The organism is Muricoccus pecuniae, assembly GCF_014199205.1.
GTDB classification, from domain to species: domain Bacteria; phylum Pseudomonadota; class Alphaproteobacteria; order Acetobacterales; family Acetobacteraceae; genus Roseomonas; species Roseomonas pecuniae.
In genome coordinates, this window is record NZ_JACIJD010000009.1 from 112564 (window position 1) to 139217 (window position 26654).

The 26654-nt window shown below is 74.8% G+C and carries 29 protein-coding genes; 10 read left to right on the forward strand and 19 right to left on the reverse strand.

Features of this window, described 5'->3' with window-relative positions; all coding sequences use genetic code 11:
• Positions 1 to 50: 50 nt before the first annotated feature.
• From FHS87_RS11360 to FHS87_RS11420, 13 genes are all read right to left on the reverse strand, one after another.
• Positions 51 to 611 carry a hypothetical protein gene (locus FHS87_RS11360; RefSeq protein ID WP_184517987.1) on the reverse strand — a complete coding sequence of 187 codons (561 nt, stop codon included), beginning with the start codon at positions 609 to 611 and terminating at the stop codon, positions 51 to 53.
• A gap of 742 nt (positions 612 to 1353) precedes the next feature.
• Positions 1354 to 2493 (reverse strand): hypothetical protein, encoded by a 1140-nt coding sequence (locus FHS87_RS11365; protein ID WP_184517990.1) that lies wholly within the window; start codon positions 2491 to 2493, stop codon positions 1354 to 1356.
• Between the two features lie 53 nt (positions 2494 to 2546).
• Positions 2547 to 3083: an NUDIX domain-containing protein gene (locus tag FHS87_RS11370; RefSeq protein ID WP_184517993.1), complete on the reverse strand. Its 537-nt coding sequence runs from the start codon at positions 3081 to 3083 to the stop codon at positions 2547 to 2549.
• On the reverse strand, positions 3080 to 3796 hold the full coding sequence (gene fabG, locus FHS87_RS11375) for a 3-oxoacyl-ACP reductase FabG (RefSeq protein ID WP_221299813.1): 717 nt from the start codon (positions 3794 to 3796) through the stop codon (positions 3080 to 3082). Before fabG ends, FHS87_RS11370 begins: the two co-directional genes overlap by 4 nt.
• Positions 3793 to 4278, reverse strand: a complete 486-nt coding sequence (locus FHS87_RS11380; RefSeq protein ID WP_221299815.1) for a phosphotransferase — start codon at positions 4276 to 4278, stop codon at positions 3793 to 3795. Before FHS87_RS11380 ends, fabG begins: the two co-directional genes overlap by 4 nt.
• On the reverse strand, positions 4275 to 5057 hold the full coding sequence (locus FHS87_RS11385) for a beta-ketoacyl synthase chain length factor (protein ID WP_184517996.1): 783 nt from the start codon (positions 5055 to 5057) through the stop codon (positions 4275 to 4277). The genes FHS87_RS11380 and FHS87_RS11385 overlap by 4 nt, the downstream gene beginning before the upstream one ends.
• A 19-nt stretch (positions 5058 to 5076) precedes the next feature.
• Positions 5077 to 6279 (reverse strand): beta-ketoacyl-[acyl-carrier-protein] synthase family protein, encoded by a 1203-nt coding sequence (locus tag FHS87_RS11390; protein ID WP_184517999.1) that lies wholly within the window; start codon positions 6277 to 6279, stop codon positions 5077 to 5079.
• Positions 6280 to 6394: 115 nt separating this feature from the next.
• Entirely contained in the window at positions 6395 to 8716 is a 2322-nt protein-coding gene (locus tag FHS87_RS11395; protein WP_184518001.1) for an MMPL family transporter, read from the reverse strand.
• Between the two features lie 8 nt (positions 8717 to 8724).
• A complete protein-coding gene (locus FHS87_RS11400; RefSeq protein ID WP_184518003.1) occupies positions 8725 to 10263 on the reverse strand; it encodes an LpxL/LpxP family acyltransferase in 1539 nt (512 codons plus the stop codon).
• A gap of 22 nt (positions 10264 to 10285) precedes the next feature.
• Positions 10286 to 10573, reverse strand: coding sequence for a 3-hydroxyacyl-ACP dehydratase FabZ family protein (locus tag FHS87_RS11405; protein ID WP_184518006.1), 288 nt, complete (start codon positions 10571 to 10573; stop codon positions 10286 to 10288).
• Positions 10570 to 11895 (reverse strand): AMP-binding protein, encoded by a 1326-nt coding sequence (locus FHS87_RS11410; protein ID WP_184518009.1) that lies wholly within the window; start codon positions 11893 to 11895, stop codon positions 10570 to 10572. The genes FHS87_RS11405 and FHS87_RS11410 overlap by 4 nt, the downstream gene beginning before the upstream one ends.
• Complete coding sequence (locus tag FHS87_RS11415; RefSeq protein ID WP_184518012.1) at positions 11888 to 12394, reverse strand: hypothetical protein; 507 nt, start codon at positions 12392 to 12394, stop codon at positions 11888 to 11890. Before FHS87_RS11415 ends, FHS87_RS11410 begins: the two co-directional genes overlap by 8 nt.
• Positions 12391 to 12666: a phosphopantetheine-binding protein gene (locus tag FHS87_RS11420; protein WP_312861969.1), complete on the reverse strand. Its 276-nt coding sequence runs from the start codon at positions 12664 to 12666 to the stop codon at positions 12391 to 12393. The genes FHS87_RS11415 and FHS87_RS11420 overlap by 4 nt, the downstream gene beginning before the upstream one ends.
• Positions 12667 to 12745: 79 nt before the next feature.
• Here FHS87_RS11420 and FHS87_RS11425 point away from each other — a divergent pair, with 79 nt between their 5' ends.
• The gene (locus FHS87_RS11425; protein ID WP_184518014.1) at positions 12746 to 13660 is read left to right on the forward strand and encodes a polysaccharide deacetylase family protein; all 915 of its coding nucleotides are present in this window, start codon (positions 12746 to 12748) and stop codon (positions 13658 to 13660) included.
• On the opposite strand, the gene FHS87_RS11430 is transcribed toward FHS87_RS11425, so the two are convergent.
• Both FHS87_RS11430 and FHS87_RS11435 read right to left on the reverse strand, forming a co-directional pair.
• Positions 13612 to 14523, reverse strand: coding sequence for a MipA/OmpV family protein (locus FHS87_RS11430; protein WP_184518017.1), 912 nt, complete (start codon positions 14521 to 14523; stop codon positions 13612 to 13614). The two genes, FHS87_RS11425 and FHS87_RS11430, sit on opposite strands and share 49 nt — an antisense overlap.
• Positions 14520 to 15197, reverse strand: a complete 678-nt coding sequence (locus FHS87_RS11435) for a methyltransferase domain-containing protein (protein WP_184518020.1) — start codon at positions 15195 to 15197, stop codon at positions 14520 to 14522. Before FHS87_RS11435 ends, FHS87_RS11430 begins: the two co-directional genes overlap by 4 nt.
• A 105-nt stretch (positions 15198 to 15302) precedes the next feature.
• On the opposite strand from FHS87_RS11435, the gene FHS87_RS11440 reads away from it, so the two are divergent.
• Positions 15303 to 16091: an enoyl-CoA hydratase gene (locus FHS87_RS11440; RefSeq protein WP_184518023.1), complete on the forward strand. Its 789-nt coding sequence runs from the start codon at positions 15303 to 15305 to the stop codon at positions 16089 to 16091.
• 89 nt (positions 16092 to 16180) lie between these two features.
• Here the strand turns inward: FHS87_RS11440 and rpsO are convergent, their stop codons facing one another.
• From rpsO to FHS87_RS11460, 4 genes are all read right to left on the reverse strand, one after another.
• Positions 16181 to 16447, reverse strand: a complete 267-nt coding sequence (rpsO, locus tag FHS87_RS11445) for a 30S ribosomal protein S15 (RefSeq protein WP_456306615.1) — start codon at positions 16445 to 16447, stop codon at positions 16181 to 16183.
• 29 nt (positions 16448 to 16476) lie between these two features.
• Positions 16477 to 17442 carry a tRNA pseudouridine(55) synthase TruB gene (gene truB / locus FHS87_RS11450; protein ID WP_184518029.1) on the reverse strand — a complete coding sequence of 322 codons (966 nt, stop codon included), beginning with the start codon at positions 17440 to 17442 and terminating at the stop codon, positions 16477 to 16479.
• Between the two features lie 134 nt (positions 17443 to 17576).
• Entirely contained in the window at positions 17577 to 18428 is an 852-nt protein-coding gene (locus FHS87_RS11455) for an MltA domain-containing protein (RefSeq protein ID WP_184518031.1), read from the reverse strand.
• Between the two features lie 131 nt (positions 18429 to 18559).
• A complete protein-coding gene (locus FHS87_RS11460) occupies positions 18560 to 19216 on the reverse strand; it encodes a Tim44/TimA family putative adaptor protein (RefSeq protein ID WP_246418328.1) in 657 nt (218 codons plus the stop codon).
• Positions 19217 to 19334: 118 nt separating this feature from the next.
• Between FHS87_RS11460 and FHS87_RS11465 the strand changes: the two genes are divergently transcribed.
• From FHS87_RS11465 to FHS87_RS11500, 8 genes are all read left to right on the forward strand, one after another.
• Positions 19335 to 19892 carry a histidine phosphatase family protein gene (locus tag FHS87_RS11465; RefSeq protein ID WP_184518035.1) on the forward strand — a complete coding sequence of 186 codons (558 nt, stop codon included), beginning with the start codon at positions 19335 to 19337 and terminating at the stop codon, positions 19890 to 19892.
• Positions 19893 to 19978: 86 nt separating this feature from the next.
• Positions 19979 to 22105 (forward strand): methyl-accepting chemotaxis protein, encoded by a 2127-nt coding sequence (locus FHS87_RS11470; protein WP_184518038.1) that lies wholly within the window; start codon positions 19979 to 19981, stop codon positions 22103 to 22105.
• Between the two features lie 139 nt (positions 22106 to 22244).
• Positions 22245 to 22766: a protein-export chaperone SecB gene (gene secB / locus FHS87_RS11475; RefSeq protein WP_184518041.1), complete on the forward strand. Its 522-nt coding sequence runs from the start codon at positions 22245 to 22247 to the stop codon at positions 22764 to 22766.
• Positions 22767 to 22831: 65 nt separating this feature from the next.
• Positions 22832 to 24259, forward strand: a complete 1428-nt coding sequence (locus FHS87_RS11480) for a LutB/LldF family L-lactate oxidation iron-sulfur protein (RefSeq protein WP_184518044.1) — start codon at positions 22832 to 22834, stop codon at positions 24257 to 24259.
• Positions 24256 to 25047: a LutC/YkgG family protein gene (locus tag FHS87_RS11485; RefSeq protein ID WP_184518046.1), complete on the forward strand. Its 792-nt coding sequence runs from the start codon at positions 24256 to 24258 to the stop codon at positions 25045 to 25047. The genes FHS87_RS11480 and FHS87_RS11485 overlap by 4 nt, the downstream gene beginning before the upstream one ends.
• A complete protein-coding gene (locus tag FHS87_RS11490; protein ID WP_184518049.1) occupies positions 25047 to 25586 on the forward strand; it encodes a Smr/MutS family protein in 540 nt (179 codons plus the stop codon). Before FHS87_RS11485 ends, FHS87_RS11490 begins: the two co-directional genes overlap by 1 nt.
• Positions 25583 to 25951, forward strand: a complete 369-nt coding sequence (locus tag FHS87_RS11495; protein ID WP_184518052.1) for a helix-turn-helix domain-containing protein — start codon at positions 25583 to 25585, stop codon at positions 25949 to 25951. Before FHS87_RS11490 ends, FHS87_RS11495 begins: the two co-directional genes overlap by 4 nt.
• Entirely contained in the window at positions 25938 to 26654 is a 717-nt protein-coding gene (locus tag FHS87_RS11500) for a hypothetical protein (protein ID WP_184518055.1), read from the forward strand. The genes FHS87_RS11495 and FHS87_RS11500 overlap by 14 nt, the downstream gene beginning before the upstream one ends.

Genomic DNA, 26654 nt, shown 5'->3' on the forward strand with positions numbered 1-26654 from the left:
CCGGGTTCCGGCCCCCTTTTCTATGTGTCCGGGCGCGTGGGGGCCCCGCCTCACGCCCTTTGCAAGACCGGCGTTCCGCGTGCCGGTGCGGGGGTGCTGCCCGGCCGCCGCGGCTGGTTGACCATCTCCAGCGCCGCCTGCGGCCCGAGCAGGATCTCCACCAGCCGCAGCATGTCGGGGCGGGTCAGCCCGTTGCCCTCCGCGCCCCCCTTCACGATGGCGGCCGCCGCGGCGCGCAGCGCGGCGTCGTATCTCTCCGCCCCGCCGAGCCGGCGCCCGCTCGCCTCGATCCGGCGCAGGGCGCGCGCCGCACCCTCCATGCCGGCGACGATCGCGTCGGCCTCCCCCGGCGTCGCCGCCGCGAGCCCCTGCGGCGCTTCCAGCAGGTTGGTGTTGAGCAGCCGGTTGAAGCTGCTCCGGCACGCCTCGTCCGCCGCCTTGCGGATCGTCCGCACCCGCTCCCGCCGCGCCGGCAGGTTGAGGAAGCTGGAGGTCTCGAAGTCCTCCACCAGGGTGCAGACCGCCAGGGCGGCGGCGGCGACGCTCGCGGCGTCCCCGTCCGCCTCCGGGAATAGCGCGGCGGTGTCCTTCGCCTGGAGGAGATCGTCCACGGCGCGCTGCGCGACGCCCAGGGCCGCCGCGGAACCGGGGGGGCGAGCCGCGCGGCGATGGCCGCGACGCTGGCCGGCCGCGCCGCCGCGGCCATGAGGGTTCGGAGCACCACCTCGAAGGCCACGCCGCCCTCGGCCGCGGCCGGCTCCAGCGCCTCGCGGATCAGCTCCTCCGGCGGACCCTCCGCGGCGGCTTCCAGGGCGGGCCAGCTCGTCCCGGCATGGCGCCAGGTAGCGATGCAGAGGGCGCGGAGGGGCGGGTAGTCGCGATCGGCGAGGCCCGTGTTCCGCCAGCCCGCGGGCACGGCTTCCGGGAGAAGCCGAGCGGCCGCGGACCAGAGATCCGCCCCGATCGCGCCGAGCCCGGCCTTGCCCTCCCCCCTTCGCCCGGCGCAGCGGGCGGTGATCGCCTCCGCCGAGGGGCCGAGCGCGGTGCGGACCGCCGCCGCCAGGGGGGTGAGGGCGGTGCGGGGCAGCAGGGGCAGGCCGGGCTGCCACTTGGCGGGAGAGACGATCACCCCGTCCAGCGGAAGGAACAGCACGCGGGAGAAGCCCATGCGGCGGGGCAGGCGCAGCTCGCGCAGGCGCGGGCGCACGCGCTCGAGGATGCGGTCGGCCTCCGCGCGGTCCGCCAGCTCGTCGATCAGGGCGACCACGCGCTCGAGCTGGGCCTGGGTGGCGCCCGCCACCGCGCCGCCCAGCAGGCGAAGCTCCGCCGGCGCGGCAAGGCTGCTGCGCGGGCTCATATGAATTCCCTCACGAGCATTTCGTTCCGCGCGATCACCTCCAGCGTGCGGCCCGTGCGCCAGTCCTCCAGCCGGAAGACGAAGCGGCTCCGCATCCGGTGCGTGCTGGCGTGGATCTCCTCCTCCGCCGTGCTTCCGGTCCAGCGGCTGATCTCGATGGGCATGGTCGGGACGATGACGGCCATCTCGCGGATCGCCGCCGCGCGCCCGACCACCTCCGCGTGCTTCCAGATCGAGAGGATCACCGACCAGCCGTCCAGCAGCCAGGCGAGCCGGGCCGCTTCCTCGCGAATCGCCTGGCTGTTGGCGCTCCAGCGCTGCATCAACGCGCTGAGATCATCGGTAAGGGGGAAAAGCCGGTCGGTCACGATGCGGCCGGCGTCCAGGGTGAGGCGCGCGCAGCGCGCGATGAGGCCCGCCGAGCCGGCCTGCTGCGCGTCCATCACCGATTCGGCCCAGCCGGAGACATCGGCCGCGAGCCGCTCCAGCTCGTCCAGCTCGTTCTGGTGGCGCGCCGCGGTCGGATTGCCGCGGAGGCCGACCGAGATGAAGGCCTCCGTCAGCCCGTCCAGGGCGGAGATGACGTCGGCGAGGGGAAGCCCCGTCCGCTGCGAGACCCGCATCACGGCCCGCTCGCCGCGCCGCTTGACGCTCGCCGGGGCATCGCCCTCGGGCGGCACGGCGTGCTCGCCCGGCGCCTCGGTCTGGCGGATGAGGAGCATCAGCAGGCGGTAGTTCGTCAGCAGCCGCTGGTTGGCCAGGGCCTTCTCCGCCGCCCCGGCCGCCGCCGCCGCCGCGCGGCCGACCAGCCCCTCATGCGCGACCGCGCGCGCGATGCGGAGGATGTCGTCCGGCGTGATGACGGGAAGCTCCTCGATCATCTCGGTGACGAGGCGGTCGTGCAGCGTGGGGTTGCAGATCGCGTCCAGCGCGCGGAGCGGCATGACGTAGAAGCCGCGCACGCCCCCGGGGCTTGGCACGGAAAGCTCAAGCCCTCTCCTCTGCCCCGGCCGCACGCGGCTGCCGAGGAGGATGGGGGTGGTGAAGGGTACGGTGACCCCCCGCTCGAGGAAGGTCACCGGGCGGGCATCTTCCACGGCGTAGCGGGAGAGATGCCGTTCGGTCTGGGCGGACATGGGGCGAGTGTCGCGCCATCAAACCAAGAAAGAGTGAAGAGAACTAACCTAAGTTATACGAGGCCCTTCAGCCGGAGCAGCCCGAAGGCGGCCATGCTCATCGCGTCGCGGATCACGCCGTCCCGCAGCATCGACTCGACCTCGGCGAGGGCGAAGTCGCGGCAGACGAGGTCCTGCTCGGTCGTCTCGCGCGCCGTCTCGCCGCGGGCCAGCTCGGTGGCGAGGAAGACGTGGCCGCGCTGGTTGCAGTAGCCCGCGCCCTGGAACATCTCCCCGGCATAGGTCATGCGCCCGGCGACCAGCCCCGTCTCCTCGCGCAACTCGCCGGCGGCGATGGCGGCGGGGTCCGTGCCCGGGCGCGTCTCCCACATGCCCATGACGAACTCCCAGAGGCGTTCCCCCACGGGGTAGCGGAACTGCTCCACTAGCGTCACGCGCCCGTCCTGCACGGGAACCACCACCACGAAGTCCGAGCGCTCGACGACGCCGTACAGACCCTCCGACCCGTCCGGGCGGCGGATGATGTCCTCGCGCACGCGGGTCCAGGGATTCTCGTAGGCGACGCGCGTGGAAAGGGTCTCGATCGTCACGCCATTCCCCCGTTGATGGAGACTACCTGCCCCGTGATGTAGCCCGCGCGCCCGGAGGCGAGGAAGGCCACGAGATCCGCCACCTCCTCCGGCCGGCCGGCGCGGCGCGCGGGCACGGCGGCGCGGATCGCCTCCTTGGTGAAGCCCTCCGTCGCCGGGCTCTCGATGATGCCGGGCGCGACGGCGTTCACCGTCACCCCGCGCGGGGCGCATTCCATGGAGAGCGACTTCACCGCCCCGTGCAGCCCCGCCTTGGCCGCGGCGTAGTTCGCCTGCCCCCGGTTCCCCATCACGCCGGAGACGGAGGAGATGGCGAGGATGCGCCCGAAGCGCGTGCCGATCATGGGCAGCAGCAGCGGCTGGACGAGGTGGAAGAAGCCGTTCAGCGAGACGTCGATCACCGAGTGCCACTGATGCGCCGACATGCCGGCCATCGGCGCGTCGTCATGCGTGCCGGCATTGTGCACCACCGCCTGCACGGGGCCGCCCTCCAGCAAGCGCGCCAGCGCGGCCTCGCAGGCGGCGGCGTCGGTGAGGTCGAAGGCCACGGCCTCGGCGCTGCCGCCCGCCGCGACGATCTCCTCGGCCACGGCCCGCGCGCGGTCGGGATTGCCGCTGCCATGGACGATCACGTGGTGCCCGTCCCGCGCGAGGGCGCGGGAGATGGCGGCGCCGATCGGGCTCGCGCCCCCGCTGACGATGGCGCGGATCATGGCGTCTCCTGCGCGGGCGATGTTTCGCCCGGGGGCGAAGCATCGCCCGGAGGCGAAAGATCGCCCGGAGGCGAAGCATCGCCCGGGATGATGATGGCGGCCTGGCCCGAGAGCAGCGTCTCATCCCCCGCCATCACGCGGAACTCGTAGACGAAGCCGCGTGCCGCGCGCGACAGCGCCCGCGCCTCCACGCAAAGCTCCCCGGCGACGTCGTCCAGCCGGGGGACGTGCAGGGCGACGCCGCGAAGGCTGGCGAGGTAGCCGGGCGGCTGCGCCTCGCCGCCTCCCGTCAGCGCGCCATGCGCGGCCATTGCCTGCAACGCGTACTCCACCCCGCAGATGGCGGGCAGCACCCCGTCCCGCCGCAGCGGGTTGGCGGGGTCGCGATGCGACACGGCCGAGCAGAGGATACCCTCCGCGTCGTGCGAGAGCACGCGGTCCAGCAGGCGCATCGCCCCGGCATGCGGAACCCGCGGCGTCACGCGGCGCCGGGCTCCACGCCCAGCACCACCGCGCCGCCGTCCAGCAGGGGCAGCCCGATCCGCGCAACGCGGCCCGCCGCGAGGGCCTGCAGCAGGGGCAGGGCACGGGCCGCGGGGTTGGCGGCCATCAGCGGCCCCAGCGCCCCGGCCGAGGCGGGCTCCGCGCGGTCCGCCATCTCCACGGAGAGCACCGTGCCCGCATCGCCCGGCACGAGCACGAGGGCCGCGCCGAAGATGGCGCCGGTGGGGCGGCGCCCGTCCAGCGGCGGGGTGAGGGGGGCGTCGGAGCAGCAGAACAGCACGGGCACCCGCCGCGCCACCACGGCGGCCGCGGCCTGCACCAGCCCCGTGGCGAAGCTGTCGTCATGACCGCCGAGGCTGACCGAGGCGCGGTGGGAGCCAGTGGCGATGCCCCAGTATCCCGCCGCCGCGTTGTGGACGGAGTTGTGGAACTGGGTGGGCGAGATGGCGCCGCCGGGCGTGTGCAGCGCCTCCAGGATGGAGCCCACCACCGCGCCGTCCCCATTCGAGGAGGCGAAGACCGTCTCCATCCCGTCCGGGGGGAGGCCGGAGGCGGAGGCGGCCTCGGCGGCCACGGCCAGGGCCAGGCGCACCGCCGCGCTCGTCCGCCGCCGCTCGGTGGGCGGCAGGGCGGCGGGCGGCAGCAGGGGCACCTCCCCCAGCTCCCAGGGGGCCTCCCCGGCCAGGACGGCGCGGCTCGCCGCCCAGCCCGGCAGGCCGGGGCCGAGCAGGCCCACCCCGATGATCCCGCACCTCACGACAGCGCGCCCTCCGAACTCAGGTCCGGCCGATGACGAGGGCGAGGTTGCTGCCGCCGAAGCCGAAGGAGTTGCTCAGCACCCGCCGCACCGGCGCCGCGCGGTTCGCCACCGCCACGTCCACGCCGAAGCCGGGATCGGGCGTCTCGACGCCGAGGCAGCCCGGCACCAGCCCGTCGGCCACGCAGAGCGCCGCGATCACCGCCTCCAGCGCGCCCGAGGCGCCGAGGGTGTGGCCGGTCCAGCCCTTGGTGGAGGAGCAGGGCACGCGGTCCCCGAACAGGGCGCGCACGGCATTGCCTTCCATCGCGTCGTTCGCGCGCGTGCCTGTGCCGTGGAGGTTGATGTAGTCCACGCCGTGCTCCCCCGGAGCCTCCCCGGCCGCCTCCAGCGCCGCGCGCATGGCGGCGATGGCGCCGAGGCCCTCGGGATGCGGGGAGGACATGTGGTGCCCGTCCGCGCTCGCCCCGGCGCCGAGCAGCGCGACCGTGCCCTCCGGCGCGTCCTCCGCCCGCACCAGCAGCGCGAGGCCCGCCGCCTCGCCGATCGAGATCCCGTCCCGGTCCGCCGCGCAGGGCCGGCAGGCGCCGCGGGAGAGAAGTTCGAGCGAGTTGAAGCCGTGCAGCGTCATCCGGCAGAGCGTGTCCACCCCGCCCACCACGGCGGCATCGCAGAGCCCCGCCGCGATCATCGACTGCGCCTCCAGGAAGGTGCGCGCGCCAGAGGTGCAGGCGGTGGAGACCGCCACCGCCGGCCCGCGCAGCCCCAGCCGCGCGCGGAGGTAGCGGGGCAGGGCATAGAGGTCGTGGGTGTGGGTGAAGTCGAATTCGGGCGGCAGGGCGCCGTCCCCGTCGCGCCGGGCATAGGCGGCCTCGGTCTCCGCGATGCCGGAGGTGCTGGTCCCCATCACCACGGCCACGCGATGCGCCCCGAAGCGCGCGGCCGCTTCCGCCACGGCCTCCGCGAAGCCGTCCTGCCGCAGGGCCAGCTCCGCCAACCGGTGGTTGCGGCAGTCGTAGCGCGCGAGGCTCTCCGGCAGCGCCACCTCCTCCAGCCCCGGCACGCGCCCGACCCAGATGCCCTCCGGCATGCCGGGCAGGTCGCAGGGCGCCAGCCCGCCGCGCCGCGCGTGCAGCGCCTCCCGCGTGGCGGCGAGGCCCGTGCCCATGGCGCTGGTGGCCGTGAAGGCGGGCATGGCGAGGGGTGCAAGTGGCGGCGTCATCCCGGCCTTGTATCGCACCGGGGAGGTCCCCTGTGCAGCCCTGTTGGAGGCGCGGCGGCCGGCCACTGTTTCCCGTGAAACCGGCCAGGGAGTCCGGAAGCCGTCCCCCGGGCGCCTATCGCCCCTTGGGCACCAGCAGCAGCGCCAGGCCAAACGCCGCCGCCACCCCCACCGAGACCGTCAGCCCGATCCCGCGCAGCACCGGCGTCTCGCAGAGGGCGAGCATCCCGAAGGTGAGCAGCGTCGTCACGGTGCAGGTCAGCACGGCGGAGAGGGTGCGGGCCGAGGCCTCGGGATCGGCCTCGCGCCGGCCGAGGAAGAGGGCGTAGTCCAGCCCCACCCCCGCCATGAGGAGCAGCGCGGCGAGGTGGAAGGGCGTCAGCCGCTCGCCCAGGGCCGAGAGGGCGGCGAGCGTCACGAGCACCGCCCCCGCGATCGGCGCCACGCGCAGCAGCGCCGCCCGGATCCCGCCCAGGCCGAGGGCGAGCAGGCCGAGCACCGCCGCCGCCCCCACCCCGCACCAGAGGAGGGCGCCGCGGGTGGTGGCGGCGATCATCCCCTCCGTCTCGCCCTTCACGTCCACGAAGAGCACGGCGGGGTCGCGGAGCCCCGCCACGGCCGCCCGCACCGCCGCCGGATCGCGCGCCCCGGCCAGCAGCCCCAACCCGTGCCAGCCCTCCCCGCGATGCGACAGCAGGGGGGAGAGGCGGGTGGAGATCAGCGGGGCGGCACCCAGGGAGGCGGAATCAAGGAAGGGCAGGGATCGGCTCGCCTCCACGCCGTCCAGGAAGGGCGCGAAGGCGCCGGGGCGGAAGGGCAGGCCGCGCATCGCCTCCGCCAGCCGGTCCTCCAGCGCCGCGCGGCCGGGCAGGGCCGCCTGGCGCGCGGCCTGGGTCTCCCGGCTCGGCAGGTAGCGGCCGGGCAGGTCCAGCCCGGCGAGGCGTCCATCGGCCAGCAGGGGCGCCAGCGCCCCCGCCACGCGCTCCGAGGCGCGCAGCACCGCCTCCTCCGTCCCGCCCCGGATGGCGATGAGGTGCCGCACGTCGGGCGCGCCGAGCTGGGCGCGCAGCGCGGTGTCGAGGTTCCGGTCGGCCTCCGGCACGGGGCTGAGGCGGGCGATGTCATCCTCCCAGCGCGGCGGGCCGGCGATGGCCATCCAGCCCAGCGCCAGCGCCACGGCCCCCGCCGCCAGGGCGGGCCGTCCCGCCGCGGCGCCGAGGGCGCGCATCACCGGCAGGGGCAGGGGGCGGGCCGTCACCCCCTCGCCGGGCACGAGAAGGGGCAGGCCCCAGCGCGTCACCGCCACCCCCGCCAGCAGCCCCGCCGCGCCGAACAGGCCGAGCTGCGCCAGCCCCGGGAAGCCCGAGGCCATCATCGCCACCAGCCCGAGCGCGGCGGCGGCGGCGGCGAGGCGGAGGGTGGGCCAGATGCGGCGGGCGGCGGCGCCCAGCGCCTCCCCGGGCTCGCGGCCCGTCAGCAGCAGGATGGGGTAGTCCACGGCCACGCCGAGCATCGTCACCCCGAAGCCGAGCGCCGCCCCCTGCACCCGGCCGAAGACGAGGGCGACGGCCAGCGCCCCCGCGAGCGTCCCCGCCAGCAGCGGCACGCCCGCGACCAGAAGCATCGCCGGCGAGCGATAGCGCCAGAGGAGGAAGGCGAGGAGCAGTGCGCCCGCGAGGAGCGAGACCCGCTCCACATCCGCCCTCACGGAAGCCGCCGCGCTGGCCGCGAAGACGCCGGGGCCGGCGAGAAGCAGGCGCGCGCGCCCCGGTTCCGCCCCGGCGAAGGCGGCGCGCACGGCCTCCGCCGCCTCCCGCTGCGCCTCCGTATCCGTGCCGAGCGCCCGGCTGCGCGCGACCATCAGCGCCCGCGGCGGCCCGTCCCCGCCCGCGAACCAGACCCCGCGCCGCACCTCCACCGTGCTGGCGCCGAGCCAGCCCTTCACCGTCCCCATGAAGATCCCCGTGGGATCGGCGAAGCCGAGGCGGGAGAGCACGCCGGAGAGGGAGGAGCGCAGCCCGTCCAGCAGCGCTTCCAGCCCCCGGCGCAGGGCCGGCACCTCGAAGGCGCCCTCGGACGGCGCGAGGAGGTAGCGGTAGCGGAAGAGCATCTCCCCCTCCGCCTCCGTCAGGTCCGCCGTGCCGTTGCCGACGAAGGCGAAGCGGCCGGTGGCGCGCATCGCCTCCCCCGTGGCGCGGGAGAGGCGGGCCAGCTCCGCCTCCTCCGCTCCCTCGATGCCGGCCAGCAGCAGGGTGGTGGCCGCACCCTCGCGCAGCTCGCCCAGGAGGAAGGCGGCCTCGGGCGTCTCGGCGGGGGGGAGGAAATCCGCCATGTCCGTGCGGATCTCGATCAGCCGGAAGAGGAGCAGCCCGAGCAGGGCGAGCGCGAGCAGCGCGAGGAGCGGCCGCGCCGCGATGCCGGCCCCACGGGGCAGCATGGAGAGCCTCACGGGCGCGGCGTGACCTGCATGACGGAGGACTCGTTCCCCACCGTCTCGAAGCGCCGGATGGCGCCGCCCGCGCCCCGGATCTCCACCCGCTGCACCACCGCGCGCACCCGGTGGGAGAGGGGGGAGAGGCGGAGGGTCCAGCTCTCGACCGATCCCTCGAAGCCGATCTCGTAGTGCTGCCGCAGCGTGGCGAGGTCCCCGGCCAGGGTGGAGCGGATGGCCTCCACCAGCGCCCGCACTTCCGGCGCCTGGTCGAGGTTGACCTCCTGCCTCTCCCGCCCCTCGCGCTCGTAGACGAGGCGGCCGCCCGAGACCGTCACCCGCTCCCGGAAGGGCTCCTCCACCCGCTTCTCCAGGGTGGAGGGGGCCTGCCAGAGAAGGGTGCCGCGGCTCGGCAGGGTGTCGGCGAGGCCGGCGATGGACTTGCTCTCCTCGAAATCCGCCTCGCTCCGCCGCACGGCGGCCAGGGCGGCCATCACCGCCTCCAGCCCGCCCGGCTGCGCCCGCGCCGGCAGGGCGAGAAGGGGCAGGCCGAGCACCGCGCGCCGCGCGACGGCGGCGGCCTCGGGGGGGCAGTCATCGGCGCCCAGGGCGGCCTCGGTGGCGGCCTCGGCGGCGGGCTCCTCCATCTCCTCCCAGAAGTCGTAGAAGTTGAACCAGTTGTCCGGATGGGCCCGCGCCACCTCCTCCAGCCGCGCGACGTAGCGCGCGGTCACGGCGCGCAGGTCCGCCTCCCGGCTCGCCCGGTTCAGCACCACGCGATCCGCGAAGGGCTCGAAGCGGATCTCGTAGCGGCGCGGCCCGCGCCAGACGCCGAAGGCGAGCATCACGGGGGCGCCGAGCACCGCCGCCAGGATGTGCGGTCCGGCCGGAAAGGGCGCGGGGGCGCCGAGGAAGGGCAGGGGGATCACCCGGTCCTCCCCCACTGCCGGGCGGCGGTCCGCGAGGATGCCCACCAGCCCCCCGCGCTCGAGGCACTCCTTCGCCCGCAGCATGGAATCCGCCCGCCCGAGCGGCACGACCATGTCCGCCTTCTCCGGCGAGAGGGCGGCGAAGACCGCGTTGGCGAGCTTCGCGTTCGATTCGTACATGAAGGCCATCACCTCCACGGGGCAGCTCCCGCAGCCCGCGGAGGCGCCGTCCGCCAGGGCGCGCATGGCGGTGAAGCTGCCGAGATGCGCGCCCAGCAGCACGCAGCCCCGGCCCCCCGCGATATGCGCGTCCAGCGCCTCCAGCCCGGTGACGGTGATGCGGAAGCCCCGCGTCTTCCCGCGCAGGAGGTAGACGCGGTCGAGCATCGTCGCGGCGAAGGCGAAATAGGGGCGCCAGAGGTCGCGCCAGCCCGGCTCCCGCCCGAGGGCGCGGCGCCCGAAGCGCCGCACCGCCTCCTTCTGCCGCGCGGAGGCGGTGAGGAGGAAATAGGCCGTCACGGGGAAGAGCAGGGCGTAGGAGAGGTGCCACCCGGCCGCCCGCGCGATCCAGGCCATCAGCCGCAGGGCGGCGCCGCCGCGCTCGCGCTCCTTCAGCCAGCTCATGGGAGGGGGAAGGCCGGGGGGGTCATGCCAGCTCGCCCTGGAAGGCCAGCTTGCCGCCGACATGGCCCGTGAAGGCGAGGCGGCCGGCGGGGGTGCGGCGGAGCGCGACCTCCACCTCCTCCTCCGGGCCCACCGGGCGCAGGAACTTGGCCGAGGGAAAGCGCGACCCGGCCTCCAGCCCGGCGTCCCGTGCCGCCGCGATCACGCGGTCCAGCAGCACCACGCCGGGCACCACCGGGCGCCCGGGGAAATGGCCGGGCAGGCAGGGATGGTCCGCGGGGATGCGGAAGCGGGCGGTCAGGTCGCTCATCCGTCCCGCCCATCGGCGAGAGTATCGCGCAGCGCCTCCAGGCTGCGGCGCGTGATCTTGCCCACGGCGTTGCGCGGCAGCCGCTCCACCAGCACCACGGGGCGGGGCAGGAACACCGCCTCCACCCGCTCGCGCAGCGCGGCGACGATCTCGGCGGGTGTCCGCCCGGGGGCGACGACAAGGGCGGCCAGCCTCGCGGCGGGGTTGGCCTCCAGGTCCTCGGGCGCGATGAAGACGCCGTCCTGCACCCCCTCGATCTCCGTGAGCACCCGGTTCAGCCCGGCGAGCGAGGCGCGCTTGCCGCCGCGCTTCACCATGTCCCCGCGCCGCCCGATCAGCCGGAAGCGGCCGTCCGCCCCGATCTCCACGAGGTCCGAGAGGGGGACGGGGCCGGGCAGGCCGGGGACGAGGGCGGCGGCCTCCTCGCCCCCCTCCGCCCGCAGCGCCACGCCGTCGTAGAGGGTCCAGCCCTCGCCCTTGATCGTGCGCCGGCTGGCGATGGAGCCCATCTCGGTCGCGCCGTAGATTTCCAGCACCGGCGCCCCCAGCCGCGCCTCGGCCTCCGCGGCCAGGGCGGGGGAGAGGGGGGCGGTGGCGGAGATGACCGCCGAGGCGCCGGAGACGCCGCCCGCGACGAGGGCGCGGAGCTGCAGCGGGGTGGTCACCAGCACGCGGCGGCCGGGGGCGGCGGCGAGGGCCTCGGCCACCTCCACGGGGTAGAAATGCGGGCCGGAATGCACGGCGACGGGGGCGCGTAGCGGCAGCATCACCGTCGTCTCGAAGCCGTACATGTGCTGGGCGGGGACGGTGCCGATGACAGTCGCCCCGTCCTCGGGGTCGTCCAGCCCGAAGCGCGCGGCGGCCGAGCGCGCGGCGGCCACCAGCGCGCCCCAGGGCTTCGCATGGGCCGCCGGCTCCCCCGTGCTGCCGGAGGTGAAGCCGATGGCGGCCACCCTCTCTTCGGGCAGGTCGAAGTTCTCGCCGCCTCCCCGGCCCCAGGCGCCGGCCGTCACGGCGGGAATGACCGTCTCCACCCCGTCGGCGAGGGCGATGGTGCCGGGATAGCGGGCGAGGAGCTCCCGCTGCCGGTGGGGCGAGCGGTCGGCGGAGAGCAGCGTGACCACGCCCCGGGCGAGGGCCGCGCCGAAGGCGACGAGGGCGAGGTAGCGGTCCTCGCAGAGGTTCAGGGCGTAAGGGGCCCCGGGCAGCCGCGCGGCCAGAGCCGCCACGTCGGCGAGGTATTCCCCGGCCGTCACGGGCCGCGCGCCGCGCCGGGCCAGGATCTCGCCGGGCGCGCGGTTCAGGAAGGGGATGTCAGCCATGGCGCGCCCTCTCCGCCCGCATGATGGCCCGCAGCGTCTGGCTGGGCCAAGCGATCCCGCCGGCGGGGAAGAGCAGGCTGCGCAACGCGTGCTCCCCGAGGAAGAGGGCGAGCAGCACCGCGTCCGGCCCCCAGCCGAGATCCACCCCGCGCGCCACGGCCAGCAGGTCCGCCGCCGCCGCCAGGGCGAGGGCCACGGCCCAGAACAGCGTCAGCCTCCGCGCGTGGCCCGCGCATTCCGCCGGGTCCTTCGTCTCGTCGAAGCGGTTGTAGCGCGCGATCACCGGCTCGTGCCCCGGGAGGAGGGAGCGGGCGAAGCCCAGGGCCATGCCGGCATAGGCCAGCCCCGGCAGCACCGCCCAGAAGAGATCCACCGCCGCGCCCATCCCGCCCGGCCACGCATCGCCGGGCACCGCCCAGAGCAGCAGGAGCGGGGCGGAGGCCGCCAGCCGCAACAAAGCCCTCCGCCGCGCCGCGCCGCCCGCCACGGGCACGCTCACCCCACCCGGTTCTTCTCGACATGCGCGGCGAGGCTGCGCAGGGAGGCGAAGATGCGCCCGTTGCGCTCGTCGTCCGATCGGAGCTGGAAGCCGTACTTGCGCGAGATGGCCAGCGCCATCTCCAGCGCGTCGATGCTGTCGAGCCCCAGCCCCTCGCCGAAGAGCGGCGCCTCCGGGTCGATCTCCTCGGGGGTTACCTCAAGCTGGAGGGCGCCGACGATCAGCGCCGCCAGCTCCGCCTCGAGGGCCGTCATCGCGGTCGTCGAACTCACGCCTGCTGTCCTCACCCTGGTCCCGAAAGCCACATACCGATAAAGCACACGGCATGGTGAAGCGCCGCAAGAATCTGCCATGAGCGTGCGGCTTGGCAACAGGGGCTGGCCGGAAGGCCACATCCCCCCGTCCGCCCCCGGGCGCTGCGTCTTCGAGTCCGCACCGGAGCGGCTGACCTTCACCGCCGATATCGAGCCGAGCCCGACCGACCCCACCGGCAACCGCCATCTCGCCGCGACGGAGGCCCTGCTGGACCTGCTGGACGAGACAGGGGCGCGGGGCACCTTCTTCGTCCTGGGCGAGACGGCCGAGGCCGCGCCGGCGTTGGTGCGGGGCATCGCGGCGCGGGGGCACGAGATCGCCTCCCACAACCACAGCCACCGCGCGCTGGAGGCCCTCGGCCCGGCCGGGCTGCTCGCCGAGGCTCGCCGCGCTCGCGCCCTGCTGCAGGACCTCTCGGGGCAGGCGGTGGCGGGCTTCCGCGCGCCCTACTTCTCCCTCACCCCGCGCACGGAATGGGCGGCGGAGGTCCTGCGGGAGGCCGGGCACGCCTATTCCTCCTCCGTCCTGCCCGCGCGCGGCTTCATGCACGGCCATCCCGGCGCGCCGCGGCGGCCCTTCGCCTGGCCCGGCGGGCTGGTCGAGCTTCCCGCCCCCGTCGCGCGCCTCGGCCCGATGCACCTGCCCGCGCTCGGGGGCATGTATCTCCGCTACATCCCGGGCTGGGACCTGCGCCGGATGCTCGCCCGGCTGGAGGGGCCGCTGGCCTGGACCTATTGCCACCCCTACGACATCGACGCGGCGGAGCCGCTGCGCCTCTCCCGGGAGGTCGGGGCGGTGAGCAGCCTCTTCCTCCTGATGAACCGCGGCGCGACGCTGCGGCGGCTGCGCGCGATGCTGCGCGGGCGCGTCTCGGTGCCGCTCGGAGAGAGGCTGGGCGAGGTTCAGTCGAACGGGTCCGCCGAGGAGGCGACCAGCCTCTCGGAGCGGTAGAGGGACCAGGCGAAGCCGAGGGCCACCGTGCCGTTCCAGTCCTGCCGGTGCAGGGGGCTGCGGTCATTGGCCGCGCCCGCGAAGTTCTCCACCCGCCCGCCGCCGACGAAGGAGATCCGCTCCGTGATCGGCACGCGATACGAGAATTGCAGCCGCGTCCCGAGATAGCCGCCCTCCGAGCGATAGGCCGGGCGGTCCGGCAGGGCGTATTGCGGGGCCACATCGTAGAAGTAGCGGTGCAGCCGGGCGGTGGCGAAGATCGGGCCGAGCCCGATGCGGAGCCGCGCGCCGGGGAAGCCGATCTCCCTGTCCTCGAAGGCCAGCTCGGGCGAGAGGACGAGGCCGCGATAGCTGACCGAGGAGAGGTCGCTGGAGAAGACGGCCCGGACGGGAAGCTCCAGGTTCACCCGCCGCGGATGCGCCCGGTCCCGCCAGAGGGTAAGGCGCAGGGCCGGCCCGACCTCCCCCTGCCAGTCCAGGTCCGGCATGCCGCGGCGGGCGCGGTTGTCGTCCGAGGATGAGGGGAAGGCGCCGGAGAAGGACAGGTCCAGCCCCAGCCGCTCCCCCCGGAGGACGCGGCCGCGCACGCCCTGGTCGTCGGCCCGCAGCACCTCGCCGCGATAGATGAGATAGGGCACGGCGATGCCGCGGAAGTGGTTCTGCCCGGCGGCGGGATAGTCGGGCAGCCAGCCGCCGCCGCCCGCCAGCCCGGCCTCGAACTCCGGCAGCCGGACCTCGGGCGCCGCCGGTGCGGCCTGCGCCATTCCCTGGGCCGCCCCCTGGGCCACGGCCGTCCGGGCGGGCAGGGCCAGAAGCGCGGCGAGCCCGGCCAGGAAGGGCCAGAGGAGAACCGGCCGCCTCACGCCCCGCGCTCCGCCACCAGCAGCACGTTGGGCAGCGGCGTCCCCGCCCAGCAGGGGGAGACGGTGCAGCGGAACCCGGCGGCCTCCAGCGGCGCGGCCACCTCGGCCACCCGCATCGGCCGCACCGCGGCCCCGTCGCCCCGGATGGCGCGCCCGGCGTGCTCCATCGCCATACCGAACCGGCTGCGCCAGCCCCGCTCGGGGTCGAAGAGGCGGAGCACGGCGCGGCGGCGGGCGGCGCCGGCGATGCAGGCCAGCAGCGGCGCCTGGGCGGCTTCGGGAAGCTGGTAGAGCACGTCCACCATCAGCACCGTGTCGCAATCCGGCACCTCCGCCGCGGTGAGGTCGGCGCGGGCGAAATCCGCGGCAAGGCCGGCTCCGGCGGCCCGTGCCTCCGCGACCTTCGCGCCTTCGTAATCCAGCCCGGTGACACGGGAGGCGGCGCCGGAGAGCAGCAGCGCCAGGGCGAGCTGCCCCCGCCCGCAGCCGAGATCCGCCACATGGCCGAGTCCCCCCGCGCGCCCGGCCAGCGCCAGGATCGCCGCCGTCGAGGGGTCCCGCCGCAGCTTCGAGCCGACATAGCCCCGGGTGAAGCGCGAGGCCCCGGCATAGCGCGCAGCGACCGCCGCGATCAGGGCGCTGGGGTCGGGAGGGGTGGCGGCACCGTCCGGCATGGCGGGAGGATGCCGGGCGCGCCGCGCGCGGGCAACGCGCCGCCGCCCCCTTTCGCGAAGCGGGGCGCGGGGGCAGGCTGGCGCCGGGAAACGAGGGGCGCCGCCATGGCCGAGAACGAACTGATCCACGAACTGCGCGAGGGCGGCATCCTGCTCACCACCCTCAACCGCCCGCAGGCGATGAACGCCTTCACCTTCGCCATGTATGAGGGCCTGGCCGCCAAGGCCGCCGAGATCGGGGAGGACCGCTCCATCCGCGCCTGGATCATCACCGGCGGCGGCGAGAAGGCCTTCGCGGCGGGCACGGATATCGGGCAGTTCACCAGCTTCACCACCGCCCAGCACGCGCTGGACTACGAGGAGCGCATCGGGCGCGTGCTCTCGGCCATCGAGGACTGCCCCAAGCCCACCATCGCCGCCATCAACGGCGCCTGCACCGGCGGCGGGGCGGGGGTGGCGGGGGTGTGCGACATCCGCATCGCCTCCGCTTCCATGCGCTTCGGCGTGCCCATCGCGCGCACGCTGGGGAACACCCTCTCGCTCGGTAACTACGCGCGCTTCTCCGCCCTGCTCGGCCCCGGGAGGCTGCTGGAGCTGATCTTCACCGCGCGGCTGGTGGAGGCGGAGGAGGCCAGGTCGCTGGGCCTCGTCACCGAGGTGCTGCCGGACCAGACGGCGCTGCTCGCCCGCGCCGAGGCCCTGGCCCGCACGATCGGCGGCCACGCGCCCCTCACCCTTCAGGCCGCGAAGACGACGCTCAAGCGCCTGCGGGAGAACGCGGTGAAGGGGGCGAATGCGGACGACATGGTGGCGCTGACCTTCACCAGCGCGGACTTTAAGGAGGGGGTCGCGGCCTTCCTGGAGAAGCGCAAGCCCGTCTGGCAGGGGCGCTGACGGGAGCGCTGAACGGAAAAGGGCCCCCGGCTCGCGCCGGAGGCCCTTTCGAGGCGATGGCCCGGAGGCCCGTCCTCAGCGACCCGTTCTCAGCGACGCAGGCCGAGGCGGCCGATGAGGCTCTCGTAGCGCTGCTGGTTCTTGCGCTTCACATAGTCCAGCAGGCCGCGGCGCTGGCCGACGAGGACGAGGAGGCCGCGCCGGGAGTGGAAGTCCTTCGGATGGACCTTCATGTGCTCGGTGAGCGATGAGATGCGCTCGGAGAGAAGGGCGACCTGCACCTCCGGCGAGCCGGTGTCGCCCGGGGCGGTGGCGTATTCCTGGATGAGCGCGGCGCGGCGCTCAGGAGTGATCATCGACATCGGGATGTCCTAAGGAATGGGGTTCAGCGGTCGCTGCGGGCGAGCCAGCGTTCGGGGCGGAGAAGCCCCTCCCCCAGGCGGCACAGTCCCATCAGGCGCTCCCCCGACAGCACGCGGACCAGGCCCCCATCGGGGTTGGCCGCCTGCGGAACCCGGCCCATGAACTCGACCAGGGAGAGATCCTGGCCGAAGGAGAGCCGGGCGGCCTCGGCTTCGGTGACGGCCAGGGCCGGGATGTCGTCCAGCGCGGTCGTCACCGGCAGCAGAAGCGCCGGGGAAGGGGGCGGGGTATCCTCCGTAACGACCAGCCTGTCCAGCGGAATCGCGTGGGACTCGTTGAAGGGTCCGACCCGCAGCCGGCGCAGGGCGGCGATATGGCCCACCGTGCCGCAGGCCCGTGCGAGGTCGCGCGCGAGGGAGCGCATGTACACCCCCTTGCCGCTCTGCACGTGGAAGACCGCGGTGTCGTCGTCCACCCGCTCCACCAGCTCGAAACGGTCCACCCGCGCCGGGCGGGGCTGGAGCTCCACCACCTGCCCCTCGCGCGCGAGGTCGTAGGCGCGCTCACCGTTCACCTTGATGGCGGAGTAGATGGGCGGGACCTGCATGATGTCCCCGCGAAAGGCGGGCAGCGCCGCCTCGATCTGCTCGTTCGTCGGGCGGTGGTCGGAGGTGGCGATCGTCTTGCCGTCCGCGTCGTCCGAGTCGCGCTCGTCGCCCATCCTCAGGGTGAAGCGGTAGACCTTCGTGCTGTCCATGACATAGGGCACGGCCTTGGTGGCGGCACCGAAGGCGATGGGCAGGATGCCTGTGGCCAGCGGGTCCAGCGTGCCGCCATGGCCGACCTTCTGGGCCTCGAAGGCGCGCTTGAGCTTCGTGACCACGTCGGTGGAGCCCATGCCGGTGGGCTTGTCCACGATGAGCCAGCCGTCCAGCGGCCGACCCTTCGGCTTGCGGTTCCCCCGACGGAACCCGTTCTGCCCTGCCATGCGCGGCCCTTCCCCTGTGCTGCACCGGCGCGAACGCGGCCGTCTGCCCTCCCCGGCCGGGAGGGGCCGGGAGGGCGGGCGTCTAGCACCGGGCGCGGCGCGGCGCCCAGGGGGGAGGCGCGGAAAAAGGGTTCCTAGGGCGCGCGGGGCCGCATGACCCAGACGCGGCCGGTCTCGCGCATCCGCCCGGCGGCTGCCCCGGCCTCGTCGCCCCAGCCCCAGAAGAGGTCGGCCCGCGCCGGGCCGCGGATGGCGCCGCCCGTGTCCATGGCGACCACCAGCCGCTCCAGCCGCCGCCCCGTCACGGGGTCGCGCGTCGCGATCCAGAGGGGCGTGCCGAGGGGCGTGTGCGCCCGGTCCACCGCCACCGAGCGGCCGGGCACGAGCGGCGCGCCGAGCGTGCCGGCGGGGCCGCCCACGGCGGGCAAGTCATCTCGCCAGCGGAAGAAGACCCAGGAGGGGTTCGCCTCCATCAATGACCGCGCCTCGCCGGGCGGGGCCTCGCGGAGCCAGGCGCGGATGGACTGCATGGAGACCTCCTCCCGCGCCATCGCCCCGCGCTCGATCAGCAGCCGCCCCACGGGGACGTAGGGGTGGGCGTTCTTCCCCCCGTAGCCCAGGCGCCGCACCGTGCCGTCGGGGAAGACCGCGCGGCCGGAACCCTGGATCTGGAGGAAGAAGGCGTCCACCGGATCGGCCCAGGCGAGCACCTCGCCGGGCCAGGCGCCGCCCGCCACCGCCGCCTCGATCCCCGCGCGTTCGAGATCCGGGGCGCCGGGAGAGGGGGCGAGAAGGGGGGCCGTGAAGCCGGGCGCTGGGATGGGGGAGACGGCCAGGACCGGCTCGTAATAGCCGGTGATCAGCCCCTCGCCGGCGGGCGCCGGCTCGAAATGCCGGGCGAGGAAGGCGCGGGCGGCGCGCTCGTCGCCATCCGGCAGCCTCGCGGCCTCGGCGCAGGCGGCGGCCAGCGGGCCGGGATCGGCCATGGCGACGCAGCCCGCGCGGAAGGCGGGCAGCGCCTCGGAGACGCGGTCGCGCTCCCAGCCCGGCAGCCCGCCGCAGCCGGTGAGCAGCAGCAGGAGGGCGAGGCCGGGGGCGGCGTTGAGCCCGCGGGGGATCAGGCGGAGCGGGTCCCCACGAGCTTCCAGGCGGGGTCGGGGCTCCGCACGTCGCGCTGGAAGGTCCAGATGTCGGTCAGCTCCGTCACGGCATCGGTGCCGGCGACCGGCTTGCCGGCGGAGTCGGTGGTCATGTTCACCTGGTCCGAGACGAAGCGCACGGTCACCTCGGCGATCGTGCCGCGAAGGTCCGCCGCCTCGATCGCCGCCTCGCGGATCTCGCGAAGCTCGGTCCGCTGCACCTCGCCGCGCGATTCGCGCTCGGTGATCGCCCGCTCGAAGCCGGCATAGGTCTCGTCCGAGAGGAGGTCGTGCAGCAGCTGGCGATTTCCGGCGGCGAAGCCCTCCACCACCATGCGGAAGGCGCCCTCGGCCCCGCCGAGGAAGCCCATGGGGTCGAAGTTCGGGTCCGCCCCGCGAATCCGCGCCAGCGCCTGGCCCACGGGGCCGCGCGCGTCCGGCACGCCCCGCTGCGGGGTGGCGGGCGCGGCGGGGACCGGCCCGGCCACGGGCGGCACGGGAAGCCCCGCGCGGTCGCCCGGCGGGCGTTCATAGCCTGTCCGGCGCCCCAGCACGCCGCGCAGGCGCAGCACCAGGAAGGCCGCAACCATCCCGAACAGGATCAGGTCAATCGGGAAGCCGCCGCCCTGCATCATGATCTCCTCATGACAGGACAGTTAGGCGCGGCAGGGCGGGACCGCAACAGCCGGGGCGCCCCTCATTGCGGGTAGCGCACCTTGCCTCTACCTCAGGCGGGAGATCCCGGAGGCGTTGATGATCCTGCTTCGGCACGGCCAGAGCGAGTTCAACCTGCATTTCAGCGCCACGCGCCGCGACCCCGGCATCGAGGACCCGCGCCTGACCCCCCTCGGCCACCAGCAGGCCGAGGCCGCCGCCGAGGCGCTGGCCGAGGAGGGGGTGAAGCACATCATGGCCAGCCCCTACACCCGCGCGCTGCAGACCGCCGCCCCGCTGGCCCGCCGCCTGGGGGTTCCCGTGCATGTGCAGCCGCTGGTGCGGGAGCGCTTCGCCTTCGCCTGCGACATCGGCTCCCACCGGGACGCCCTCGCCGAGGCCTGGCCCGAGCACGACTTCGCCCATCTGGAAGCCGTGTGGTGGCCGGAGAGGGAGGAGAGCGCGGACTCCATCATCTCCCGCGCGAGGCTCTTCCGCCAGGAGATGCGGGAGAGGCCGGACTGGGCCCACACCGTCGTCGTCTGCCACTGGGGCTTCATCCTGGCGATGACGGGCCAGTCGCTGATGAACGGGCAGTGGGTGCGGGTGGACCCGATGGAGGAGGGGCCGGAGAGCGTGAACTGGCACCACGGATAGGGGCCGACCGCTCTTCCCGTTTACGACTGTGAAACGGATGGCTCCGTAAGCCCCCGCCCGGTTCGATCACCCAGGCGGGAGTCCTCATGTCCACTGCAACCTCTTCCATGCCGGGCCGGCGCGGGCTGTCGATCCGCGCCTCCCTGCTCGGGGCGGTCACGGCGCTCTCCGTCCTGGCCGCCGGCGCCTTCGGCTGGCTCGTCGCGCGGGACACGGCCGCTCTCCATGAGGCCGAGGCCGCGCGGGAGGCCGACCAGGGCGCGAACCGCTTCGCCGCCGGGCTGTTCGAGGTGCTGATGGAGCGCCTGGCCACCAACAACGCCCTCCAGGCCCCGGCACCCGCCGGCCCGGAGGTGCTGCGCGAGATCGAGGCCCGCCGCGCCGCCGTGGCCGCCAACTTCGCCCCCGGCCTCGAAACCCTCGCCGCCCAGGACTTCCCTAACCGCGACGCCCTGCTCGGCAAGCTGCGCGCCGCGCTGGACCGCGCAGATGACTTCCGCCGCCGCGCCGACGCCGCCCTCCGCCTTCCCCGCGAGCAGCGCGACGAGGCGCTGCGCCGTGACTTCATCCCCACGATCTCCGCCTCGGTGGAGGCGGCGCTGGCCGTCTGGTTCCCCGCCTCCCACGCCGTCGCGGCGAGCGACCCGGTCCTCGCCCGCCTCGCCGTGGTGAAGGAGATCGGCTGGCGCCTGCGGGACGTCGCTGGCGCCGAGCGCTCCAATGTTTCGTCGGCGATGAGCGCGGGGCAGCCCGTGGCGCCCGACAGGGTCGCCCAGAACGCCACCATCCGCGCCCGGGTGGACCTGCTCTGGAACATGCTCGGCAACCTCGCCAACGAGACGGATCCCGCCACCCACGCGGCCCTCGTCGAGGCGGTCGCCACCGCGAAGAGGGAGTACTTCACCGGCTTCCGCAACCTGGCCGACGAGATGGTCCGCGCCGGCGCCGTCATGGGCAGCTATCCCATGGAGCCTGCCCGCTTCGTGGAGACCACCACCGCCCAGCTCGGCACGCTGCTCCAGGTGATGCACGCGGCGGGGCGCGCGAGCGAGGCCCGGGCCACCGCGATCGTCGCCGAGGAGAGGGGCCGCGTCTCCCTCGCCCTTGCGCTTCTCGCCCTTGCCCTGGCGGTTGCCGCGGGCACCGGCTGGATCGTGCTCCGCCGCGTCACCGGCCCGCTCTCGGCCCTGGCCGACGCGACCGACCGCCTCGCCGCCGGGGAGCTGGAAACCGAGCTTCCCGCCACGGGCCGCGCCGACGAGGTCGGCCGCCTCGCCTCCGCCCTTCTTGTCCTGCGGGACGCCTCGCGCCAGGCGCGCGCGCTGGAGCAGGAGGCCGCGGCCCTTCGCGCCCGGGGAGAGGGGGAGCGCCGCCAGGCCCAGCTCGCCCTGGCCGAGGAGGTGGAGCGCTCGCTCGGCGGGGTCGCGGCCTCCCTCGTCGCCTCCGCCGCCGTCATGCGGCGCTCCTCCGGCACGGTCTCCGAGAACGCGCAGCACACCGCCGCCCAGGCCGGCGCCGCCGCCATCGGCGCGGGCGAGGCCAGCGGCAATGTCGGCGCCGTGGCCGCCGCGGCCGAGGAGATGGCCGCCAGCGTCGGCGAGATCACCCGGCAGGTGGGCGAGGCCGCGAGCGTCGCCCAGCGCGCCGCCGCCGAGGCCAGCGCCAGCGACGCCACCATCCGCGGGCTCAGCGAGGCCGCCCAGCGCATCGGCGACGTGGTGCGGCTGATCGGGGACATCGCGGGTCAGACGAACCTGCTGGCGCTCAACGCCACGATCGAGGCGGCGCGGGCGGGCGAGGCCGGCAAGGGCTTCGCCGTGGTGGCGAGCGAGGTGAAGTCCCTCGCCAGCCAGACCGCCAAGGCCACCGAGGAGATCAGCCGCCAGATCGCCGAGATGCAGACCGTCACGGGTTCCGCGGTGGAGGCCATCCGGGGCATCGGCGCCACGGTGGACCGGTCCAGCGAGATCGCGGCCGCCATTGCCGGCGCGGTGGAGCAGCAGGGCGCGACGACGCAGGAGATCGCCCGCAACGTGGCCCAGGCCGCCCGCGGCACGAGCGAGGTCTCGGATGCGGTGGTCCAGCTCGGCCAGGGCGCGGAGAAGACCACCGCCGCCGCCTCCGAGCTGCACGGGGCCGCCGAGGAGGTCTCCCGCCAGGGCGAGGCCCTGCGCGACGCCGTCGGGAGCCTCGCGGCACGGCTGCGGGCCTGAGCGGGCCGGCGCGGGCCCTATCGGGGGCCGCGCCACCCTCCGGGGGGGGGCGGTCCCCGCCTGACAGCGCGTGCCGCGCGTGCTACCCCGCCGCGCCACGCCACCACCCGCCCACGCCAGACCAGCAAGGCCCGATCCCATGTCCGACCTGCCGCCGCCCGCCAACCTTCCCAACGGCGACCCGGGCCAGCCCCAGGCGCCGCTGGTGGTGAACCTGCAATATGTGAAGGACCTCTCCTTCGAGGTGCCCGGCGCGCCGGAGATCTACACCACGATGCGCGAGCAGCCGCGGATCGACGTGGCGCTCGACGTGCAGGCCCGCGCCCTGCAGGAGGGCGGCAACCTCTTCGAGGTGACGCTGCAGATCCGGGCTGACGCCAAGACGGGCGACGGCGCCACCGCCTTCATCGCGGAGCTGGCCTATGCCGGCCTGTTCACCATCAACGTCCAGCCGGACGTGCTGGAGCCCGTGCTGCTGGTGGAGTGCCCGCGCCTGCTCTTCCCCTTCGCGCGCAACATCCTCTCCGACGTCACGCGGGACGGCGGCTTCATGCCCGTGGCGCTGACGCCGATCGACTTCGTGGCGCTGTGGCAGTCCCGCCGCGGCCAGGGCGCCGGCGGGTCCCAGGGCGGGGCGCCCGGCGGCACGATGCTTTCCTGAGGGCTCCTGACGGCTCCCTCAGGGCAGCCATTCCGAAAGGCGGGGCGGCGCGCTAGATAGGGGGGATGGTCGCGCTCACCTCCCCCGATTTCAAGCGTCGCGCCGCCCGCGCCCTGGCCGACCCGCAGCTTCAGAAAGCCCTGAAGCGGGGCGGGTCGGGCTTCCATTCCAAGCGCGCCCAGGCGGTCGCGGCCCTGCCCGAGTTCGAGCGGCTGCGCGAGATCGGGCGCGACATCAAGAACCACGCCCTCGCCCATCTCGACCACTACCTCGAGACCTTCGAGCGGAACGTGATCGCCAATGGCGGCCAGGTCCACTGGTGCCGGGACGCCGAGGAGGCGCGGGCGACCGTGCTGCGAATCTGCCGGGAGGCGGATGCGCGCACCGTCACCAAGGGCAAGTCCATGATCTCCGAGGAGATCGGGATCAACGAGCACCTGGAGAGGAACGGGATCACCCCCGTCGAGACCGATCTCGGCGAGTACATCCTCCAGCTCGTGGACGAGCCGCCCTCCCACATCATCGCCCCCGCCTTCCACCTGAACCGGGAGGACTGGGAGAAGCGCTTCCGCGCCGCGCATACCGACCTGCCGAAGGACCGCGTCTTCAACGAGCGGCGGGACATCATGGCCGAGGCGCGGGCGAAGCTGCGGCAGCGCTTCCTGGCCGCCGATGTCGGCATCACCGGCGCCAACTTCCTCATCGCCGAGACCGGCACCTCCGTCATCGTGACGAACGAGGGCAACGGGGACCTGACGCAGACGCTGCCGCGCGTCCACATCGCGCTGGCCAGCATCGAGAAGGTCGTGCCGACGCTGGAGGACTGCACCTCCCTGCTGCGGCTGCTCGCGCGCAGCGCCACGGGCCAGGACTTCTCCGTCTACACCACCTTCTCCACCGGCGTGCGCCGCGCGGGCGACCTCGACGGGCCCGAGGCCTACCACGTCGTGCTCATCGACAACGGTCGCTCGAACATGGTGGGCACGGAGTTCGGCGAGATGCTCCGCTGCATCCGCTGCGCCGCCTGCATGAACCACTGCCCCGTCTACGGCGTCACGGGCGGGCACGCCTATGGCTGGGTCTATCCGGGGCCGATGGGGTCGGTGCTGACGCCCTCCCTCGTCGGGGTGGACAAGGCGGGGCACCTGCCCAACGCCTCCACCTTCTGCGGCCGCTGCGAGAGCGTCTGCCCCGTGAAGATCCCGCTGCCCAAGATGATGCGCCACTGGCGGGAGAGGGAGTTCGAGCGGCACCTGACGCCCTCGACCATCCGCAACGGGCTGGGCGTCTGGGCCTTCTTCGCCAAGCGCCCGTCTCTGTACCGCGCGGCCTCGCGCCTCGGCATGGGGGCGCTCGCCCTGCTCGGCCGGGGCCGCGGGCGCTTCCGCAGCCTGCCGCTGGCCGGGGGCTGGACCCGCGGGCGGGACCTGCCGGCGCCGGAGCCCGGCGGCACCTTCATGGCACGCTACGCCGCGCAGCAGAGGCACCGATGAGCAGCCGCGAGGGCATCCTCGGCGCCATCCGGCGCGGGCTGAAGCGCGGGCCGCTGCCGGCGGACCAGAGGGCCATGCTGGACGGGCGGCTCGCCACCCATCCGCGCCACCTCATCCCCGCCCGCTCCCGCGTCCCGCGGGCCGAGCAGATCGCGCTCTTCGTGCGCAACGTGGAGAAGGAGTTCGGCACGATCGAGCGCGTGCCGGACGCCGCCTCCGTCCCCGCCGCCGTCGCCGACTACCTCGCCGCCCAGAACCTGGAGCCGCGCTTCGTCATGGCGCCGCATCCGGAGCTGACGGAGCTGCCCTGGTCCGAGCGCCCGATGCTCGCCTTCGAGACGCGCCGCGCCCGGGCGGACGACGCCGTCTCCGTCCAGCACGCCTGGGCGGCGGTGGCCGAGACGGGGACGCTGCTCTTCCCCTCCGACCCCACCCGCCCGACGACGCTGAACCTGCTGCCCGAGACGGAGATCGCGGTGATCCGCGCCTCGGCCATCGTCGGCGCCTATGAGGAGGCCTGGGACCGGCTGCGGGCGGAGCGCGCGGGGGCGGAACCCTCGGGCGGCTTCATGCCGCGCAACATCATGTTCGTCACCGGCCCCTCCCGCTCGGCCGATATCGAGCAGACGCTGGAGCTCGGCGCCCACGGCCCGCGCCGCCTGCATGTCGTGCTGGTGGAGGACGAACCCGCCGCCCGCACGATCCTTTCCGAGATCGCGGACCCCCGCCCGGAGGCGGCGCGGGAGCCCGTGGCGCGGCCGGGCGAGATCGCCAACCCGGCGGACTGATGGCGCGCCGCCCCCGCAACGTCACGGCCTCGGAGCGGGCGCTCTGGCACGCCTATCTCTCGCTGAACGCGGTGGAGGCGCTGCCCGGGCGCGACGCGCCGCCGCCGCCCGCGCCCCCGCCGCCCGATGCCTCCCCCGCGCCGCCCGCCCCGGCGGAGGCCGCGCCGGCCCCGCGCGCCCGCCTCGCCGCCCCGGTGCCGGCCCTCGCCGTGGGCCAGCCCGGCGCGGGGATGGACGAGCGCCGCTGGCGCGACCTCCGGCGCGGCAAGACCCGGCCGGAGCGCACGCTGGACCTGCACGGCCGCCGGGCCGAGGAAGCGCATGGCGCCACCCTCGCCTTCCTCCGCAACGCCCATGCGGACGGCGTGCGCTGCGTCGCCATCGTCACGGGCAAGGGCGGCGGGGAGGGCGGCATTCTCAGGCGGGAGCTGCCGCACTGGCTGAACCTGCCCTCGCTGCGCCCGCTCATCCTCGGGGCGGCGCATCCGCACCGGGCGAATACGGGGGCCGTCCATCTCCTGCTGCGCCGGCGGCGGTGACGCCCTTCGGTGCGCGGCTGCGGCGCTGGCGGGCGGAGCGCGGCGTCACCCTCGCCCAGATGGCCGCGGCCATGCAGGTTTCGGCCGCCTATCTCTCGGCGCTGGAGCACGGGCGGCGCGGCGCGCCCTCGGTGGGGCTGGTGCACCAGGTCTGCGAGTATCTCGGCCTCATCTGGGACGATGCGGACGAGCTGACGCGGCTGGCCCGGCTCTCCCGCCCCCGGGTGGTGCTGGACACGGCGGGCCTCCCGCCGGAGGTGACGGAGCTGGCCAACCGGCTGGCCGATTCGATCCGGGCGCTGCCGCCCGAGGCGGTGACGGAGATGCGGGCGGTGCTGGAGAGAGGCGGGCGTGAGGGACGCTGAGGCATACGACGCCATTCTCTCCCGGCACGAGCGCCGCCTCGGCGCGATCCCCTACGTGCATCTGGCGCGCGAGGGGGATGAGGGCGCGCCGCGCCTGCTCGTGACGATGGCCACCCACAAGAACGGCGAGCGCTACGCCGCGCTGGAGACGGCGGAGCGGTCCTGGAAGGGCGACCTGCTGGCGCTGCGCGACCCCGCCAACAGCTTCTACCTCGGCGAGGACGCGGGGGCGGGATACGACGCGGTGGTGGAGGGCGTGCTCGCGGGCTACGCGCCAGAGAAGGTGGTGTTCTTCGGCTCCTCCATGGCGGGCTATGCCGCGCTGCGCTGGGCGCTCCGCTGGAACGCGAACGCGCTGGTGAGCAACCCGCAGGTGAACCTGGACGCCGCGGCGGCGCTGGGCTGGCCGGAGCTGCGCGCGAACATCCTCCGTATCCCCCGGCGCGTGAACCTGGACGAGGGGGTCTACGGCGCGCGGTCCTGCTCCATCGCCTGGCTGCACGGGCGGCACCCGATGGACGTGGACGCGCTGCGCCGCTTCATGGAGGTGTGGCTGGCCTCCCCGGGGATGACGCTGAACCTGCAGCACCACCCCGAATCGGCGCACCGCTACCTCGTGAATGACGGCCGCCACTTCTTCGCCCTGCTGGAGGGCGTGCTGGCCGAGCGGGCGATGCGGGAGGGAACGCAGCGCCTGGAATAG

Excerpts from the sequence above, each read along its gene's own strand:
- FHS87_RS11365 (WP_184517990.1), bottom strand. The coding sequence starts at position 2,493 with ATGTCCGCCCAGACCGAACGGCATCTCTCCCGCTACGCCGTGGAAGAT.
- fabG (WP_221299813.1), bottom strand. The coding sequence starts at position 3,796 with ATGATCCGCGCCATCGTCAGCGGGGGCGCGAGCCCGATCGGCGCCGCC.
- FHS87_RS11390 (WP_184517999.1), bottom strand. The coding sequence starts at position 6,279 with ATGACGCCGCCACTTGCACCCCTCGCCATGCCCGCCTTCACGGCCACC.
- FHS87_RS11395 (WP_184518001.1), bottom strand. The coding sequence starts at position 8,716 with ATGCTGCCCCGTGGGGCCGGCATCGCGGCGCGGCCGCTCCTCGCGCTG.
- FHS87_RS11400 (WP_184518003.1), bottom strand. The coding sequence starts at position 10,263 with ATGAGCTGGCTGAAGGAGCGCGAGCGCGGCGGCGCCGCCCTGCGGCTG.
- FHS87_RS11405 (WP_184518006.1), bottom strand. The coding sequence starts at position 10,573 with ATGAGCGACCTGACCGCCCGCTTCCGCATCCCCGCGGACCATCCCTGC.
- FHS87_RS11410 (WP_184518009.1), bottom strand. The coding sequence starts at position 11,895 with ATGGCTGACATCCCCTTCCTGAACCGCGCGCCCGGCGAGATCCTGGCC.
- FHS87_RS11425 (WP_184518014.1), top strand. The coding sequence starts at position 12,746 with ATGAGCGTGCGGCTTGGCAACAGGGGCTGGCCGGAAGGCCACATCCCC.
- FHS87_RS11435 (WP_184518020.1), bottom strand. The coding sequence starts at position 15,197 with ATGCCGGACGGTGCCGCCACCCCTCCCGACCCCAGCGCCCTGATCGCG.
- FHS87_RS11440 (WP_184518023.1), top strand. The coding sequence starts at position 15,303 with ATGGCCGAGAACGAACTGATCCACGAACTGCGCGAGGGCGGCATCCTG.
- rpsO (WP_456306615.1), bottom strand. The coding sequence starts at position 16,447 with ATGATCACTCCTGAGCGCCGCGCCGCGCTCATCCAGGAATACGCCACC.
- truB (WP_184518029.1), bottom strand. The coding sequence starts at position 17,442 with ATGGCAGGGCAGAACGGGTTCCGTCGGGGGAACCGCAAGCCGAAGGGT.
- FHS87_RS11455 (WP_184518031.1), bottom strand. The coding sequence starts at position 18,428 with ATGGCCGATCCCGGCCCGCTGGCCGCCGCCTGCGCCGAGGCCGCGAGG.
- FHS87_RS11460 (WP_246418328.1), bottom strand. The coding sequence starts at position 19,216 with ATGATGCAGGGCGGCGGCTTCCCGATTGACCTGATCCTGTTCGGGATG.
- FHS87_RS11465 (WP_184518035.1), top strand. The coding sequence starts at position 19,335 with ATGATCCTGCTTCGGCACGGCCAGAGCGAGTTCAACCTGCATTTCAGC.
- FHS87_RS11470 (WP_184518038.1), top strand. The coding sequence starts at position 19,979 with ATGTCCACTGCAACCTCTTCCATGCCGGGCCGGCGCGGGCTGTCGATC.
- secB (WP_184518041.1), top strand. The coding sequence starts at position 22,245 with ATGTCCGACCTGCCGCCGCCCGCCAACCTTCCCAACGGCGACCCGGGC.
- FHS87_RS11480 (WP_184518044.1), top strand. The coding sequence starts at position 22,832 with ATGGTCGCGCTCACCTCCCCCGATTTCAAGCGTCGCGCCGCCCGCGCC.
- FHS87_RS11485 (WP_184518046.1), top strand. The coding sequence starts at position 24,256 with ATGAGCAGCCGCGAGGGCATCCTCGGCGCCATCCGGCGCGGGCTGAAG.
- FHS87_RS11490 (WP_184518049.1), top strand. The coding sequence starts at position 25,047 with ATGGCGCGCCGCCCCCGCAACGTCACGGCCTCGGAGCGGGCGCTCTGG.